The sequence below is a fragment of the Actinoallomurus soli genome (assembly GCF_024055715.1).
GTDB classification, from domain to species: Bacteria; Actinomycetota; Actinomycetes; order Streptosporangiales; family Streptosporangiaceae; genus Actinoallomurus; species Actinoallomurus soli.
In genome coordinates, this window is the sequence record NZ_JAMXMV010000001.1 from 157,828 (window position 1) to 172,999 (window position 15,172).

General features: G+C 65.8%; 17 protein-coding genes and 1 pseudogene. 12 read left to right on the forward strand and 6 right to left on the reverse strand.

Annotated elements, in window-relative coordinates; translation table 11 throughout:
• Positions 1-15 precede the first annotated feature (15 nt).
• The 7 genes from NDW01_RS00780 to NDW01_RS00810 all read left to right on the forward strand — a co-directional run bounded on the left by NDW01_RS00780 (position 16) and on the right by NDW01_RS00810 (position 6,585).
• Positions 16-1,389 carry a WXG100 family type VII secretion target gene (locus NDW01_RS00780; protein ID WP_252815586.1) on the forward strand — a complete coding sequence of 458 codons (1,374 nt, stop codon included), beginning with the start codon at positions 16-18 and terminating at the stop codon, positions 1,387-1,389.
• On the forward strand, positions 1,337-2,521 hold the full coding sequence (locus tag NDW01_RS00785; RefSeq protein ID WP_252817312.1) for a S8 family serine peptidase: 1,185 nt from the start codon (positions 1,337-1,339) through the stop codon (positions 2,519-2,521). The genes NDW01_RS00780 and NDW01_RS00785 overlap by 53 nt, the downstream gene beginning before the upstream one ends.
• A gap of 44 nt (positions 2,522-2,565) precedes the next feature.
• Positions 2,566-2,835 (forward strand): YbaB/EbfC family nucleoid-associated protein, encoded by a 270-nt coding sequence (locus tag NDW01_RS00790; protein ID WP_252815587.1) that lies wholly within the window; start codon positions 2,566-2,568, stop codon positions 2,833-2,835.
• A gap of 7 nt (positions 2,836-2,842) precedes the next feature.
• Positions 2,843-3,202 (forward strand): YbaB/EbfC family nucleoid-associated protein, encoded by a 360-nt coding sequence (locus tag NDW01_RS00795; RefSeq protein ID WP_252815588.1) that lies wholly within the window; start codon positions 2,843-2,845, stop codon positions 3,200-3,202.
• Between the two features lie 37 nt (positions 3,203-3,239).
• On the forward strand, positions 3,240-3,587 hold the full coding sequence (locus tag NDW01_RS00800) for a hypothetical protein (RefSeq protein WP_252815589.1): 348 nt from the start codon (positions 3,240-3,242) through the stop codon (positions 3,585-3,587).
• A 28-nt stretch (positions 3,588-3,615) separates the two neighbouring features.
• A complete protein-coding gene (locus tag NDW01_RS00805) occupies positions 3,616-4,266 on the forward strand; it encodes a hypothetical protein (protein ID WP_252815590.1) in 651 nt (216 codons plus the stop codon).
• 930 nt (positions 4,267-5,196) lie between these two features.
• Complete coding sequence (locus tag NDW01_RS00810) at positions 5,197-6,585, forward strand: glycine--tRNA ligase (RefSeq protein ID WP_252777353.1); 1,389 nt, start codon at positions 5,197-5,199, stop codon at positions 6,583-6,585.
• Positions 6,586-6,670: 85 nt separating this feature from the next.
• On the opposite strand, the gene NDW01_RS00815 is transcribed toward NDW01_RS00810, so the two are convergent.
• The 3 genes from NDW01_RS00815 to NDW01_RS00825 are packed head-to-tail and all read right to left on the reverse strand — an operon-like array spanning position 6,671 to position 10,399.
• Positions 6,671-8,014 carry an MFS transporter gene (locus NDW01_RS00815; RefSeq protein ID WP_252815591.1) on the reverse strand — a complete coding sequence of 448 codons (1,344 nt, stop codon included), beginning with the start codon at positions 8,012-8,014 and terminating at the stop codon, positions 6,671-6,673.
• 11 nt (positions 8,015-8,025) lie between these two features.
• Positions 8,026-9,591 (reverse strand): acyl-CoA synthetase, encoded by a 1,566-nt coding sequence (locus NDW01_RS00820; RefSeq protein WP_252815592.1) that lies wholly within the window; start codon positions 9,589-9,591, stop codon positions 8,026-8,028.
• Positions 9,592-9,619: 28 nt separating this feature from the next.
• Complete coding sequence (locus NDW01_RS00825) at positions 9,620-10,399, reverse strand: enoyl-CoA hydratase/isomerase family protein (protein ID WP_252815594.1); 780 nt, start codon at positions 10,397-10,399, stop codon at positions 9,620-9,622.
• 117 nt (positions 10,400-10,516) lie between these two features.
• Between NDW01_RS00825 and NDW01_RS00830 the strand changes: the two genes are divergently transcribed.
• Entirely contained in the window at positions 10,517-11,410 is an 894-nt protein-coding gene (locus tag NDW01_RS00830; RefSeq protein ID WP_252815596.1) for a LysR family transcriptional regulator, read from the forward strand.
• A gap of 62 nt (positions 11,411-11,472) precedes the next feature.
• On the opposite strand, the pseudogene NDW01_RS44210 reads toward NDW01_RS00830, so the two are convergent.
• The 3 genes and pseudogenes from NDW01_RS44210 to NDW01_RS00840 form a co-directional block, all read right to left on the reverse strand.
• A pseudogene (locus NDW01_RS44210) lies at positions 11,473-11,568 on the reverse strand (DUF397 domain-containing protein); the annotation flags it as partial.
• 4 nt (positions 11,569-11,572) lie between these two features.
• Complete coding sequence (locus NDW01_RS00835) at positions 11,573-11,692, reverse strand: DUF397 domain-containing protein (RefSeq protein WP_252815598.1); 120 nt, start codon at positions 11,690-11,692, stop codon at positions 11,573-11,575.
• On the reverse strand, positions 11,689-12,510 hold the full coding sequence (locus NDW01_RS00840; RefSeq protein ID WP_252815600.1) for a helix-turn-helix domain-containing protein: 822 nt from the start codon (positions 12,508-12,510) through the stop codon (positions 11,689-11,691). The genes NDW01_RS00835 and NDW01_RS00840 overlap by 4 nt, the downstream gene beginning before the upstream one ends.
• 189 nt (positions 12,511-12,699) lie before the next feature.
• Between NDW01_RS00840 and NDW01_RS00845 the strand changes: the two genes are divergently transcribed.
• From NDW01_RS00845 to NDW01_RS00860, 4 genes are all read left to right on the forward strand, one after another.
• Positions 12,700-13,155, forward strand: a complete 456-nt coding sequence (locus NDW01_RS00845; RefSeq protein WP_252815602.1) for an ATP-binding protein — start codon at positions 12,700-12,702, stop codon at positions 13,153-13,155.
• Positions 13,156-13,223: 68 nt separating this feature from the next.
• Positions 13,224-13,700, forward strand: coding sequence for an ATP-binding protein (locus NDW01_RS00850; RefSeq protein ID WP_252815604.1), 477 nt, complete (start codon positions 13,224-13,226; stop codon positions 13,698-13,700).
• Positions 13,701-13,720: 20 nt separating this feature from the next.
• A complete protein-coding gene (locus NDW01_RS00855; protein ID WP_252815605.1) occupies positions 13,721-14,125 on the forward strand; it encodes a DUF234 domain-containing protein in 405 nt (134 codons plus the stop codon).
• Positions 14,126-14,683: 558 nt separating this feature from the next.
• Positions 14,684-15,148 carry a hypothetical protein gene (locus NDW01_RS00860; RefSeq protein WP_252815607.1) on the forward strand — a complete coding sequence of 155 codons (465 nt, stop codon included), beginning with the start codon at positions 14,684-14,686 and terminating at the stop codon, positions 15,146-15,148.
• Positions 15,149-15,172: the final 24 nt, after the last annotated feature.

Here is a 15,172-nt window from a genome sequence, read left to right on the forward strand (position 1 = left end):
TGCAGGGGACTCACCATGGCCCTTGACCATCGAACCTTCGCCATCAAGAGCGGCGGACGGCCGCAGGGTGCCGGCTCTTACGGTGACGCCGACACCGTCCGAAGGATGATCGCCGCAACGCAGCCAGCGAAGATCACGACCGCAGCCGCGGCCTATGACGCCATGGGCACCGCACTCAATGAGCTGCAGACAGCCCTCTACGATGCCGCGAAGGTCCTGGCTGGATGCTGGGGCGGCCCGGCAGCGGACAATGCCCAGCAGGTTCTGCGCTGCCTCTACACCACAGCCGAAGAACTCGTCATCCGCAGCAACGAGACCGCCAAGACGCTGCAATGGTATGGCGGGTCCATCCTGCCGATGTACCGAAGCATCCAGTGGCCAGAGAACACCCGGTCACCTGCCGCGACCACCGCAGCCGATCAAATCATGAAGAACCTCAACGAGCGGATCGCCCAGACCTGGGATGGCATGCCGCCCCAGATCGAAAGAACCCTTCCGCGCTTCGCGGGGAGGGGCGACGGCTCTCCCGATGCCGATGCCGATGCCGATGGAGCGGACCGGCTCGGTACGAGTGGCGCAAAGCGTCAAGCAGGTCATGTGAGGATAGGTGTTCCGCGCATGCCCGAGCACCCGTCGCGAACCTCAAGAGGAGGCCCTACTTCACGTTCACATGGCCTAGCCGAAAAGCCGATAGGCGATTCATCAGGCCTACCGAGCGGTCTCGGCACCGGACTGGCGGGAATGGCTCCTTCAGAGCCCGGCTCTCTCAAAGGCGGGCTTGGCCTCGGAGGCGGACCGCCGCTCGGCGATGTGCCCGCCGGACCAGGTGGCGCAGACCTTGGTGGGCCGATGGTGCAGGCCTTCTCCGGAACGATCGGTCCAGGCGGCAGCCTCTTCGGCTCCGGTGCTGGCTCATCGCTCTTCAACGAAGAATCATCCCCGAGCCCGGGACGGGAGACAGGGACACGGCAACGGCTGGGCGCTGGAGAAAGCCGAGCCGGAGCTCGCGGTAGCGGAGAAGCCGGCCCAATGATCTCCGGGGGTAGACGACCGGACGAGAAGGAGCGCCAGCGCACGGTTTGGCTGGTTGAAGACCAAGACGTTTGGACGGGCGAGGCGGAGGTGGCGCCTAGCGTGATCGGCGATGCTTCCGACCACCTCGGTCGCCGTAAGCAGGACGATGACGAGTTCCTGACCGTAGACGAGCTCCAGGATCTGCTCGACCTCGTCGATGAGCCGGCGAAGGAGACCGGTGAAGGAAGCAACCAGCCGCCGAGCCAAAGCGTCACAGGCACGAAGCCGCTGTCGGCAGGCGGGGATTATCTCATTGATCTTGGTGACGATATCTTCGGTCCTGATCATTTCGACTCCAACCTACGCCGAGACTAGTCCCCGCACAGAGGAATGGTGGTTCGGGACCTGGGACATCCAGCAAAAGGTATGGCCAATCACCACTGGTAAAGGCGTCACCGTCGCAGTCATCGACGGTGGGGTCAACGCTAAAGTTCCAGACCTGCGCGGCGCAGTCATCCCTGGAGCCGATATCGATGCGGGCAAGGGAGATGGGCGCATCGACTTCGACACTCGGGAGAACGGGCATGGAACCAGCATGGCGGCCCTGATCGCCGGCCAAGGGAGCGGAACCGGAATGGTCGGTGTCGCCCCAGGTGTGAAGATAATGCCCATCCGTGCGCAAGGCGGTACCGAAGAAATCGAGGCCGGTATCCGTTACGCCGCCGACCACGGCGCCAAGGTGATCAACATTTCCATGGGCGATCCCATCCCCAGTTGGGCCGGTGGTTGTGGCCTCTCGACCGAAAGAACTATTGCTTATGCACTTCATCACGACGTGGTGATCGTCGCTTCTGCTGGTAATGACGGCGATATGGATAATATGCCGGATTGGCCGGCGCAGTGTCCTGGAATACTGGCCGTCGGGGCGGTCGATTACCAGTTCACGCCATGGATAAAGACCCAGCGTCAAAGTTATGTGGCGGCCGCCGCTCCGGGTGTACATGTCGGGTCGGTGACTAAGGATGGCGCTTTTCTTCCTAATTGGAATGGAACCAGCCAGGCGTCCGCATTGACCGCGGGTGTGGTCGCGCTTGTGCGATCAAGATTTCCAAAGATGCCGGCGCGTGAGGTGGTGCAACGCATCATCGGTACGGCCCGAGACATCGGATCCCCTGGCCGAGACGATGAGACAGGATACGGCCTCGTCCGCCCGTACCATGCTTTGGTAGACAAAGTAGTGGCCGATGCTCCTAATCCCGTCTACGCGGCATGGGATAAGGCGCAGGCGGCCAACCGATCGAGCGTCAACCAGCCTGAGTCTTCCCCGCGTCCCTCGCCGCCTGCTGCCCGCAGTAGGAATCGATCTTCGAATACTATGACTTACATTATCTTGGTGTCGGTTGCCTTGTTCGCGGTAGGCGCTGCGCTGCTTACGGCCTGGGCGAGTAGGCAACGTCTTGGTTACGCTCGCAATAAGGTCTCTCGGGATAGCAAGTCAACACGGTAGGGATTTTTGCATCCGTGTGTATGCAGCAACGGTAAGGATGGCCAGTGGGAATTGATGACCACTCCAAGGAAGACCGTCTCGCACGGTTAGAGGATCAACTCGCCAAAAAAGGGATCACTGTAAGATCCAGGAATGACGATGTGATCGTAGTCGTCAATGGCCACGGGAAGTTGGTAAGTGTCGAAATCGATCCTAAGGCTGTACGAAACATCCGGACTTCGAAGTTGGAGATAACGGTAACGGAAACGATCAAAAGTGCGCGAGCTAAGGCGGTTCAGCTAAGAGAACTGGCTTTGCGACGCTTGGAAGGGTGATATCGCTATGAACGGTGAGGGTGAGGAACTGATCTCCCGCATGGAGGCAGCGATTTCCGATGCGTATGACAGAACCCGCCGAGTCAACGCCTTGGTCAACGCGGTCAACCGAGCGGCTCGCGACGTTGAGATTACCGTGGCTGGCTTTTCGAAGTGGGGTCTCAGGCAAGAGATGGAGAACGGGATTGGAATGGTCATTGTGAACGGCAATGGCGAGCTAGTCCGAATCGATTTTGATCACGAAAAGGTGTCAATATCTGATCCGTCTCAATTGGGTAAGCGCATCGTGTCCGCTGTCAACGTTGCAGAAGAACGTGTTCGGAAGGTTCGCCTGCAACGCGTAAAACAGTCATTGCGGGGTCGGTAGTCGTGGTTCTCGGGCGTGGAGTGCGGAGGCTGAAGAGGTGACCGATAAGGATCGGGTGCGCCAGAATGCTGGATACATTCGAGCAGCTGGCGACGAGATGAATGACATCGCCAACCTGTGGGTTGACGCGGCTTCGAAGCTACGGCTTGACGCCAAGCTTCCTGAAGATGCGATGGGTACTATAGGGCAAAGGTCTCACTTCGCCGTCAACTACAACATTCAGATCGCCGATGTTGGCGACGAAAAGCTGATTCAATCCTCCACTAGTGTGTGCGCTGCGAGGGATGCCCTATGGGCTGTGGCAGATACCTATGAGGGCGCAGAGACCAAGGGTAAGGAGGCGGCCCGGGGAACTTATCCTTCTAGGAAGCCGATGCCAAATTAGCCTTTAGCAATCTAGGAAAGGGAGTAGGTTGGCTGCAGTTGCTGCGGAGGCCGGCGCGGGCGCTGAAGGTCTTCAGGAGGTTAAGAAAGAAGTTCTAGATAGCATAAAAAAGGCTGCGGCGCGTGTCGCGCTGGCGGCCGAGGCTGTCCGTGCCAATAGCTATGTCGAAGAAATCCGCCCTAATTTGAATGCGATAGTTACTGCTGCGAGAGCCTGGGCTGTTGCTGCAAGTGACCTCTCCAACTCGCAGAATAAGTTTGCCCACACTGTTGATCAACTCGGTAATTACTGGGCCGGCCCCGCTTACACCAACTTTCGTAGCTATGCTGCGGTCAATGCGGCTACGACGGGGAAGAACTCGGCCACGCTATTTAATGTGGGAATGCAGCTGATTGGCATCTATAATAACGTAGCGGCTGTTTATAATTCGGCAGTTCAAATGGTATATGACACGTACGCGAAGATCGCCGAAGCCGAGGCAGGCGATGGCAAAGATGCAATCAAGGCGGCCATCGTTGCTTATTCATCACATATGTCGGAGCGTCATCAGACGGCAACGAGGTTGGTGCAGGACGGCCAATCTCAGCTCGCTTCCTTGGTGGCGGTCCTGAGTCAGTTCACTCCACCTGAGGCATTCCCTTCGGGTGTGGGTGATAAGACGAGGTGGACGGCTATTTAGGATCTTTCCTTCCAGGAGCGCATACAGTGAAGCTTTTCGATCAAATGAGGCAGCCTGTCCTGCTTATTGTTTCTGCTGTCGCTTTGAGCGGTATTTCTGGGTGCTCGAGTGCGAAACATGATCACACGGCCACCACCTCTAAACGGCCATTGCAAGCTCCGAACTCAGTGAAGCCTATAGCTGATCCGTGTCGTCTATTGAGTCCCCAGGTTGCCGCGAATGTCGTCGGCGTCTCTAAGGGGGCTACTGTGCGGATAGATTCAACTAGTTCGGATAGTTCATGTGAGTGGACCAACGCGTCGTCGTCGGATCCGAAATTGGGCAGATTGACAGTGAACGTTCGAAACGAATATGAGACTCCTCTTACGCCTGAGAGTCTTTATTCATCATTTGCGAACACCTCTTGCAATAAAATCTTTTCTGTCGCAGACGGCAAGGCTTGCTGGCAGTCGGATGGCGCTCTTTTTCAGATCTATTTTGTTCGGGGGAAGGTATTCGGGTGGGTGCTGTATGACGGATATCGGGCCGTGAGTATGTCCAGTCAGCGTCGTGCTACTACGGCTGAGCTTATAGCGCGCGATGTTCTGAGTAGGATTTAGCGTAGTGATCCGAGAAATTCCCGAAAGCGCGGCGAGCTCCTCGATGGGCCGGTCGGCGCGGAGGAAGCATGTCCCTCCGCCGATCCCGGAGGGCTTCAACTGGTCCCCTGCAACCTCATGCATCGCCCGTGACGATCGTTCGGCCTCGGAGGTCGGGGAGAGAGGAGGGGGAGGATCGGCGGGCGGCGTCGCGGAGTATTGGAGCGCGGGGCTCTCGATCCTGTCGCTAAGCTGATACCGGGCGCCGTGGCCAGGCTCGCAGGTCGGCCGCAGGCGCCGAACCTCATCTACGCGGAGAACCCGCCGACCGCCAGCCGGATGGAGATCACTCATGGCCCGTCGTTCCGAATTGATGGAGACCATCGTCAACCTCAGCAAGCGCCGAGGCCTGGTCTTCCCATCGAGTGAGATCTACGGCGGTCTCCGCGCGTCCTGGGACTACGGCCCGCTCGGCGTCGAGCTGAAGAACAACGTCAAGCGCCAGTGGTGGAAGTCCATGGTGCAGGGCCGCGACGACGTCGTCGGCCTCGACTCCTGTGTGATCCTCGCCCGTGAGGTCTGGGAGGCGAGCGGCCACGTCAAGGAGTTCGTCGACCCGCTGACCGAGTGCCAGTCCTGCCACAAGCGGTACCGCGCCGACCACCTCATCGAGGCGTACGAGGAGAAGCACGGCAAGGCGCCGGAGCACGGCCTGGCCGACCTCGTCTGCCCCAACTGCGGCACGCGCGGCGCGTTCACCGAGCCGCGGATGTTCAACGGCCTGCTGAAGACCTACCTCGGCCCGGTCGAGGACGAGTCCGGCCTGGCGTACCTCCGGCCGGAGACGGCCCAGGGCATCTTCATCAACTACGCGGCCGTCCAGCAGGCCGCCCGGCGCAAGCCGCCGTTCGGCATCGGCCAGATCGGCAAGTCGTTCCGGAACGAGATCACGCCGGGCAACTTCATCTTCCGTACGCGCGAGTTCGAGCAGATGGAGATGGAGTTCTTCGTCGAGCCCGGCACGGACGAGGAGTGGCACCAGTACTGGATCGACACCCGTCTCCAGTGGTACGTCGACCTGGGCATCTCCAAGGAGAACCTCCGGCTCTACGAGCACCCGAAGGAGAAGCTGTCCCACTACTCGAAGCGGACCGTGGACGTCGAGTACCGCTTCAACTTCCAGGGCAGCGAGTGGGGTGAGCTGGAGGGCATCGCGAACCGCACGAACTTCGACCTGTCCACGCACGCCAAGCACTCCGGTCAGGACCTGTCGTACTACGACCAGGAGAAGGAGCAGCGGTACGTCCCGTTCGTCATCGAGCCGGCGGCCGGCGTCGACCGGTGCGTGCTGACGTTCATGATGGACGCCTACAGCGAGGACGAGGCGCCGAACGCCAAGGGCAAGATGGAGAAGCGCGTGGTCATGCGCCTCGACCACCGGCTCGCGCCGGTCAAGGTCGCGGTGCTGCCGCTGTCGCGGAACGCCGACCTGTCGCCGAAGGCCAAGGACCTCGCCGCGCAGCTGCGCCGCAACTGGAACGTCGAGTTCGACGACGCCGGCGCGATCGGCCGCCGCTACCGCCGCCAGGACGAGATCGGCACCCCGTACTGCGTCACCGTCGACTTCGACACGCTCGAGGACAACGCGGTGACCATCCGGGAGCGCGACTCGATGGCCCAGGAGCGCATCGGCCTCGACCAGGTCGAGGCCTTCCTCGCCACCCGCCTCCTCGGCTGCTGACGAGCGAGACCGGCGATCTTCACGCTACGCCGGTGACCGTCCCCCGGGGCGGTCACCGGCGTAGCGCGTTCTTACCGGAGCGGCGTCACGCCGAGACGGGTTCGGTGCCCGAGGGCTCCTCGCGTACGGTGTCGCGGCCGAGGGGCAGGTGGCGGGTCTCGCGGAAGGCCAGCAGCACGACCAGCGTGGAGACCACGGCGATGGACATCAGGTACACGCCCGGGGCGAGGGAACTGCCCGTGGCCGAGACCAGCCCGGTGGCCACGAACGGCGCCGTGCCGCCGCACAGCACGTACGCCGCGGTGTAGCCGATCGCCGATCCGCTGGCCCGTAGCCGGGCGGGGAACATCTCCACCAGCGCCGGGACGTTCGAGCTGCCGATCACCGCGACCAGTACGGCCAGCAGGGACGTGCCGACGACCGCCCCCGCGAAACCGGTCTTCATCAGCCAGAACGCCGGAAGCGGCGCGACCACGAACCCGGCGCAGGCGACGAGGAGCAGCGGCTTGCGGCCGTACCGGTCACTGGCCGAGGCCGCGAACGGGCAGGCGACGCTGTAGGCCAGCATCGACACGACGTTCGTCAGCTGAGCCTGGCTCTTGGAGTAGCCGAGCTCCTCCGACATGTACGCGATCATGTAGCTGCTCATCAGGTAGTACCCGATCGCGTTCGTGATGCTGTACCCGAACAGGGTGGCGATCTGCCGGCCGCACTTCCGTACGGCGTCGCGCAGCGGGGTCTGCGCGATGTCGTCCTTGCTTTCCAGCGCCCGGAACACCGGCGTGTCCTCGACGCGGGACCGCAGGTACAGGCCGATCAGGCCGAGCGGCGCCGCCAGGAGGAAGGGGATCCGCCAGCCCCAGCTCTGTAGCGCGGGCGTGCTGAGCGTGGAAGTGAGCAGGAAACCGAGACCGGAGCCCGCCACGCTGGCCAGCCCGACGGTGACCGGTACGGCCGACGCGAACCGGGCGCGCCGGCCCTCGGGCGCGTATTCCATGATGAACGCCGACGCGCCGGTGTACTCGCCGCCGGTGGAGAAGCCCTGCACGCAGCGGAGCAGGAACAGCAGGACGGGCGCCGCGACGCCGATCACCGCGTACGTCGGCAGCAGCCCCACGAGGAACGTGGCGCCGCTCATCGCCAGGACCGTCAGCGCCAGCATCCGGTTGCGGCCGATCCGGTCGCCGTACCGGCCGAAGAACGCGGCGCCCAGCGGACGGGCGACGAATCCGCCCGCGAAGATCGCCCACGTGGCCAGCAGCGCCGCGGTCCGGTCGTACGTGGGGAAGAACCGTCCGGCGATCGTCGCGGACATCACGGCGTAGGCGGCGGAGTCGAACCACTCGACGAAGTTGCCGATCGCGGAGGACAGGATGACCGTACGGCGGACCGTGCGCGGGTCCGCCGGGGGAGCGGGGGTCGCGGTCATGGGCTTTCTCCTCATCCGATGCCGGGGCGGGGGTCGGCGTCGCGCTGACGCAGTTCGGCGCGACGGATCTTCCCGGTCGCCGAGCGGGGCAGGTCGGCGACGAACTCCACGAGCCGCGGGTAGGCGAACCGCGAGTGCGTGGCCTTGGCGTATTCACTGATCTGCCGGGCGAGTCCCTCGCTCGGCCGGTGGCCCGGCGCGAGTTGCACCCAGGCCTTGACGACCTGGCCGCGCACCGGATCGGGTACGCCGACGACGCCGACGTCCTGTACGGCGGGGTGGGCGCGCAGCGCCTCTTCGACCTCGTACGGCCCGACCCGGTAACCCGAGGTCTTGATCACGTCGTCGGTGCGGCCGAGGAACCAGTAGTAGCCGTCGTCGTCGACGACCGCCTGGTCCTTGGTGTGGAACCACTCACCGCCGAAGACCTCGGCGGACGCCTCCGGCCGGTTCCAGTATCCCAGGGGGAACTGTGGGTTGCTGCGGGCCCGCAGGCAGATCTCCCCGGCCTCCCCGGTGGGCACCGGTTGTTCGTCCTCGTCCAGCAGCGCGACCTCCCAGCCGGGCAGCGGACGGCCCATCGACCCTTCCTTGACCGGAACGCCGGGGAAGTTGCCGATGAGCGGGTACGACTCGGTCGATCCGTAGTAGTCCAGCGGAGTGACGCCGAACTGATCCCGGAACCAGGAGATCAGATCGACGGTGAGCGGCTCGTTCGAACAGCAGACCACCCGCAGCGACTGCGGGTGACGCCGCCCGGCGTCGGGCACGTCGGCCCGCATCTTGCGCAGGAACGTCGGGTTGACCAGCGCGGTGGTGACCTTGTTCCGGGACATGGCGGCCAGCAGGCCGGCCGGATCGAAGCCCCCGGCCGGCCGGTAGACCAGGTGGATCGCGCCCGCCCGCAGCGGGCCCATCAGCTTGGCCATCGACCAGGCCCAGTCGCCGGCGCCGTAGAAGACGTCGCCGGGCCGCAGGTCGTGGCAGTAGCGGAACTCGTTGTGGCCGAGCAGCGTGCGATGCGCGTGCACGATCCCCTTGGCCGACCCGGTGGTGCCGGACGTGTAGAAGATCAACGCCGGGTCGTCGGCGGCGGTGTCGGCGTCGTCGAAGGCCGGGGCCAGCGCCTCGATCGCCGGGTCGTCCACGTCGACCACCACGCCGCCGAAGTCGCCGGCGCGGTGCGCCGCGTCCGACTCGGTGATCAGTACGCCGGTGCCCGAGTCGGCGAGCCGGTAGCGGATCGGCTCGTCGGCCCACAGCAGCGACATCGTCACCAGGACGGCCCCGGTCCGCAGCACGCCGAGGTAGGTCGCCGGCGTGTCCGGCCGTTGCGGCAGCATGACGGCGACGCGGTCGCCGGGCCGTACGCCCAGGGCCCGCAGATGGGCGGCGACCCGCCGCGACCGGTCCTGAACCTCACCCCAGGTGATCTCCTGGCGCGCCCCCGCGTGGTCCTCATAGATCAGCGCGACGTTGCCGCGGTCGTGCCGGTCGGCGACGTCGACGGCCATGTTGTACCGTTCGGGCACCTCCCAGCGGTGCCCGTCCCGCATGCGGGTGTAGGTGTCGTTCATCGGTGACGCTCCAGAAGATCGGTGACGGTCAGCGGCGGCGGCCGGCGAGGAACCGGGCCATCTCCCGCTGGGGCTCGCCGGTGGCGTACGCCGCGGCGTGCACCTTCTTGGCGGCCCGTACGGCGGCGGTGAGCGCGTCGTCGTCGAGTTCGCGCAGCCGTCCCTTGGTCAGGGCGAGCGCGCCGGGCGGGAGTTCGGCCAGTTCGCGGGCCTGCTCGACGGCGGAGGCCAGGACCTGGTCGGCGGCCACGAGCCTGGTCAGCAGGCCGAGCCGCGCGGCCTCCTCGCCGTCGAGGAGCCGGCCGGTGAGCGCCAGCTCCGTCGTCTTGGCCCGCCCGAGGACGTCCCACATCGCCCAGATGCCGGTGATGCTCGGAATCCCGGACAGCACCTCCGGCTGCCCCATCCGCACCTCCCGGTGCCCGACCCGCAGGTCGGCCAGCAGTGCGAACTGGAATCCCGAGCCGGCGGCCACCCCGTTCACGGCCGCGATGGTCGGCTTGTCGATGTCGCGGACCGCCCGGTACAGCCGGTCGAACCCGTCGATCCAGGCGTCGGAGGCCGCGTGGTCGTCCGGGTCGATCGCCGCGGTCTCCTGCAGGTCCTGGCCCGCGCAGAAGGCGCGGCCCGCGCCGGTGAGCACGACGGCGCGTACGTCCGGGTCCACGGCGGCCGCGCCGAGCAGCTCGATGAGCAGGTCTCGCATCGCCGCGGTCCAGGCGTTCAGCTTCTCCGGCCGGTTCAACGTGATGATTGCGACGGGGCCGTCACGGTCCAGCAGGACGGTCTTGGCCGGATCGTCGTTCATGGGGGTTCCTCCCGGCGTCGTCGTGGAAGACATTTGCCGGGATACAAACAGGGGAGGTGCCGAAGAGGCCAACATCAATAACGACCGGCCGTCATATCGGAACGATATGGTTCATCAGTGGAGCTGCGGCACCTGCGCTACTTCGTCGTCCTGGCCGAGGAACTCCACTTCGGCCGCGCCGCCGAACGCCTGCACATGGCCCAGCCCCCGCTCTCCCAGCGGATCCGCGATCTCGAACGCGAACTCGGCGTCACGCTCTTCGACCGGACCCGGCAGCGGGTCCGGCTCACCGAGGCCGGCGCGCTCCTGCTCGAACACGCCCGCCCGATCCTGGAGGGCACCGAGGCGGCCCGTGAGGCGATGCGGCGTATCCGTCCGGGCGCCGCCGGGGTGCTCCGCGCCGGAGTGCCGCCCGACACGGTGCCGCTGACGCTGCGGATTCTGGTCACGACGTTCGCCGAGCGCGTCCCGGACGTCCTGCTCGAACTGCATGAGCTGACCACCGAGACGCAGCTCGCCAAGCTGCGCGAGGGCGAGTTGGAGGTGGGCCTGGTACGCCACCCGTGCGACACGGTGGGCCTGATCTCGGGCCCGGTCGTGCACCGGAGACTGGGCGTGATCCTCCCGGAACGGCACCACGCGGCCGAGCAGGAGATCGTACGGCTCCGCGTCCTCAGCGGTTCGCCATTGGTCATCTTCCCTCGGGAGATGGCCCCCAGGCTGTACGACCACATGCTGGCGACCTGCCGCGACAACGGGTTCCTCCCGGGTGCGATCCGGCACGCCCGCAACCCGCAGTTCGTGCACGGCCTGGTCCTGGCCGGCCTGGGGGTCCACCTGAACGAGCCGCCCGCGGGCGGCCTGCCCCCGGGCCTGGTCTGGCGGCCGATCGACGAGCCGCGGCTGACCTGGTCCACCTCGGTCGTCTGGCGCCCGGCGCACTCCGACGACGCGACCACCGCCTTCGCCCATGCCGCCCTGGAGGGCCTCCGCGCAGCCGACCACACCTGACCCCGTTCATGCGAAGAGCCCCTGTCCGGTAGGGGACAGGGGCTCAACGGGTCAGCGTGGGGTCACCTCGGCTCAGGGTCCAGGCGACCGACGAAGGTCGGAGCGGCGACCTCGACGCAGTCACCGCCCGTGTCGCCGCTCCGGCTGCTCTTCCGCCAGGCGTCATCCGGCCCGGCGGTCGCCCGGCGCGGACAGCACGGCGATTTCGACGCACTGACCGCCGCTTCCGCCGCTGCGGCTGCTCTTGCGCCACTGCGCCGCCGCCAAGTCGGGGGTGTTCATAGGCTCTCCCTGATCGACTTGATCAACTTTCGGGATTCCGCCACTGGAAGGGCATGTCCCCTGATCAAGTCGTACCTTACGTGGAAGTCCGCGACCCCGGACGGGTCTTCCACGACCTGTCCTCGACCGGCCGCTTCGATGTAGGCGGTGTCCGGTCTGCCGTCGAAACTCAGCAAGGTGAAGTCACCTTCCAGCCCGGCGTAGGCGCCCGCGCTGATCGGCACGACCTGGAGCATGATGTTGGGACGTTCGGACGCCGCCAGCAGATGTTCGAGTTGACCGCGCATGGTCTCCGGACCGCCGACCGTGCAACGCAGGGCTCTCTCGTCGAAGGTCGCCCACAGGCGTGGCGGCTTGTCGCGGGCGAGGATTGCTTGACGCTCCATGCGCGATGCGAGGAACCGGTCGACGACGTCCGGCTGCTGCACGGTCAGCAGAATCTCGCGAGCGTACGCCTCGGTCTGGAGCAGGCCTGTGACCAGCAGGAGCCCGAAGACCCGTATCGCGTCCGCGTGGGCCTCCCGTTCGACGAATTCGGGGAATCCCGGCGGCAGGGCGGCGAGGTGGCGGGTGTCGTTGACCAGCTTCCACAGCCGGACGAACAGGCCGTTGGTCTTGAAGAACGTGTCCGTGTCCTCGGCGAACCTCTTCGACGGGATGTTCTTGGACGCTTCGAGCTGGCCGATCAGCTGGGGCGTGTAGCCGAGCGTCTCGGCGAACTCGACCTTGGACAGCCCCGCGCCGGTACGCCATGTCTCCAGCTCAGTGGCGAAGGCTCGGATCGTGGGGGATTCGTACGGGTCGCGCTGTGCCACCATGGCCGGCCTCCGGGGGTAAGCCGTGTCGGGTTTCGTTGCTCGCCTACTGGGTTACGCCGCGGTCGGACGCGGTTGGTAGCTAACCGTAACCGAATGCGTGAGGTTGGTCACGCAGTTCGGTGAGGTCGGGCGCCGCTGGAACGGCCGTACGGCCGAGTCGTCAAGAGCGCGATCAAGGAGGAGTGTGCCGTGTCAGTCACTACGGACGCCGACGAGAAGGCGGCGCAGCAGCCGGAGCACCGCGTGTACTGGCTCCCGCTCCCGCCGCATCCGGTGGCGGTCGACCAAGTGTCTCTGCTGGTGGAGATGGCGCTCGCCGCCTGGAAGACATCAGAAAGGGGGGAGAATGTGCGGCTGGTCGCCGTCGAACTCGTCGAGAACGCGATGGAGGTCAGCGACGCTGTCGACATCACCCTGTCACGCCAAGACGGCGCCGTACTGATCGAGGTGTGGGACACCACCGAGACGTCACCCGCTTGCCAGCCCCGTCCCACGGATCGGACGGCCGGCCGGAGCCTCTCGCTCGTGAAGACCCACGCGGACGGCTGGGGCTGGAGGCTGCATGAGGAGGGCGGCCGGACGGTGTGGGCCATCGTGGGGGACCGCGACGCGTCCGCCGACGCCGTGACGTCCCACACCTCATAACGTGACGACTTCCTTCCGACTCGCCTGCTGACCTCAAGTACTCAGGGACCTTCGTCTGGGGGTAAGCGGTGATCGCCAAGCCTGACCGCGTGTTCGACCGGGGCTTCGAGTGGCGTCACCTGGCGGGCTTCGTCTCTCGGAAGCCGTATCGGCACCAGTTCGGCGTTGTGAGAGGGCCGTGGCGGCAGGGGAAGACCTACCCGGTGGAAGCCCTGACGCGGGAATGCGATGGCTTCTACTTCGGCGCGACCGAGGCGACCGAATGGGTACTGCAAACCGTGCTGGATCCGGGAATGCCACTATTCCGAGAAGCGCGCTACCTCTTGGAGGAGGAAGCCGACGTCCGTGATACCGCGCTCTACCATTCGATCCTCGCCGCCGTTGCGAGCGGTAATAACACCAGAGGCGGAATCGCGGGTTACATCGGCCGAAAGTCCGCTGACATCGGGCATCGCCTCAACGTTCTGGAGGACTGTCATCTGCTCCGCCGGGACGCCGATCTGTTCCGCAGCGGACGTCTCGCTACAGCATCGCCGAACCGTTGATCGTCTTCTATGAGGTGGTCATGCGACCGCGATGGGGACTCCTGGAGAGCGGCCGCGCCGCGCCGATCTGGGCGGCCGCCAAGCCCCGGTTCCTGTCCCAGGTCGTGGGGCCGCACTTCGAGCGCATATGCCGAGAGTTCGCGATGCTCGCTCCCAGCGAGGTTTTCGGTGACCTCCCCGGTGATGTCGGCGGCGGGGTCGTCAGCGGAGGACGCGAGCAGATCGAGGTGGACGTCGTCGTTCTCGGGCCTGCGGTCCAGGGTGAGCCGCGCAGGGTGCTGTCCCTCGGCGAGTGCACGTGGAGCGAGGTGATGGGAGTCCGGCACGTCGATCGCCTGCGCCGGGCACGGGACCTGCTGGGCGGCCGGGGGTACGACGTCCGCGACACCGCCCTCGCCTGCTATAGCGGGGTCGGCGTTCGATGAACGCCTGCAGGACGATGCGGACGGCATCGCGTTGATCGGCCTCGACACCTTATACAGGTCGGCTGAGGCGGACGGGTCCGAGTCCTTCGGGAGAGCATCGCCGCCGCACCCGGGGTTCGCGGAGTCAGCACGACGAGGGCGGTAGGACGACGTGCGCCATCGCACTCGATGCGGTCAGGGCATGGGCCGCCACTTCGCGAGTGGGGGAGTCCTGGGCGTCGGCGAGGATGGCCGTCGCACTTGCCGCTTTGCCACCGGCGTTGTCTTGTGGCCGTCGGTGTAGCCGGCCCTGAGTCCGGATGACCGGGTTTCGCCGGTCAACGGCGGCGGCAACGTCTTGTGTCGCGTGCGCTGCTGAGCGCGGCACCCCAGCTGGGCGTGCAAAGCGCTCGGAGGACGCGGCGTGTTCAGGCGCGCGACAGCGCGCGGGTCGAAGTGGAGCTGACGGTCGATCCGATCGTCGGCGTCGTTCCGCTCGGGGTGGACGAATCGGATGTCGCGGGAGCGGGCGTCGGTTACGGTGGGCGCCGGAAGATCATCGGCGGCGGAGGGGCGGGCGTGACCGAACGCATGACCCGTGGCCTCCGAGTATTGGTCCTTCTCTTCGGCGTTCTGGGGATCGTGCTCGGTCCCGTCGCCGAAGCGGCGGTCTCGCAGCGGGCCGTTCCGGCGGTTTCCGCATCGGCCTCGGTGGTCGCCCCGCCGCCCGCTGACCCGGCGTCGCCTGCCTCGGCGACGGTGGCCGAGACGCCCGGCGCCTCGGCCACGCTCCACACCGCGGCGGCGACCGTGTCCGGCGCCGTCGTGGTGGTCACGAGATCCAACGTGCGCGCCCGTACGGCCGCGAAGATCTCGCCGACGCGACGGGCGACGTCCGAGGCGTCGGCGATCCTTCCCGGCCACGCGACGATCGGGATCGATCAGCCCCTCATCGGGACCGCCGGTGACCCTCCGGCGCTGCTGCGTCAGGCCACGGCGCTCACTCCGCGTGGGCGCGGGCCGCCTTCCATCACGGGTTCCTGATCCCTGTCCCGCCGCGCCTGACGG

What these genes read in the sequence shown, in the direction of transcription:
- NDW01_RS00780 (WP_252815586.1), top strand. Translation starts at nt 16, where the DNA reads ATGGCCCTTGACCATCGAACCTTCGCCATCAAGAGCGGCGGACGGCCG.
- NDW01_RS00795 (WP_252815588.1), top strand. Translation starts at nt 2,843, where the DNA reads ATGAACGGTGAGGGTGAGGAACTGATCTCCCGCATGGAGGCAGCGATT.
- NDW01_RS00810 (WP_252777353.1), top strand. Translation starts at nt 5,197, where the DNA reads ATGGCCCGTCGTTCCGAATTGATGGAGACCATCGTCAACCTCAGCAAG.
- NDW01_RS00815 (WP_252815591.1), bottom strand. Translation starts at nt 8,014, where the DNA reads ATGACCGCGACCCCCGCTCCCCCGGCGGACCCGCGCACGGTCCGCCGT.
- NDW01_RS00820 (WP_252815592.1), bottom strand. Translation starts at nt 9,591, where the DNA reads ATGAACGACACCTACACCCGCATGCGGGACGGGCACCGCTGGGAGGTG.
- NDW01_RS00825 (WP_252815594.1), bottom strand. Translation starts at nt 10,399, where the DNA reads ATGAACGACGATCCGGCCAAGACCGTCCTGCTGGACCGTGACGGCCCC.
- NDW01_RS00835 (WP_252815598.1), bottom strand. Translation starts at nt 11,692, where the DNA reads ATGAACACCCCCGACTTGGCGGCGGCGCAGTGGCGCAAGAGCAGCCGC.
- NDW01_RS00840 (WP_252815600.1), bottom strand. Translation starts at nt 12,510, where the DNA reads ATGGTGGCACAGCGCGACCCGTACGAATCCCCCACGATCCGAGCCTTC.
- NDW01_RS00855 (WP_252815605.1), top strand. Translation starts at nt 13,721, where the DNA reads ATGCGACCGCGATGGGGACTCCTGGAGAGCGGCCGCGCCGCGCCGATC.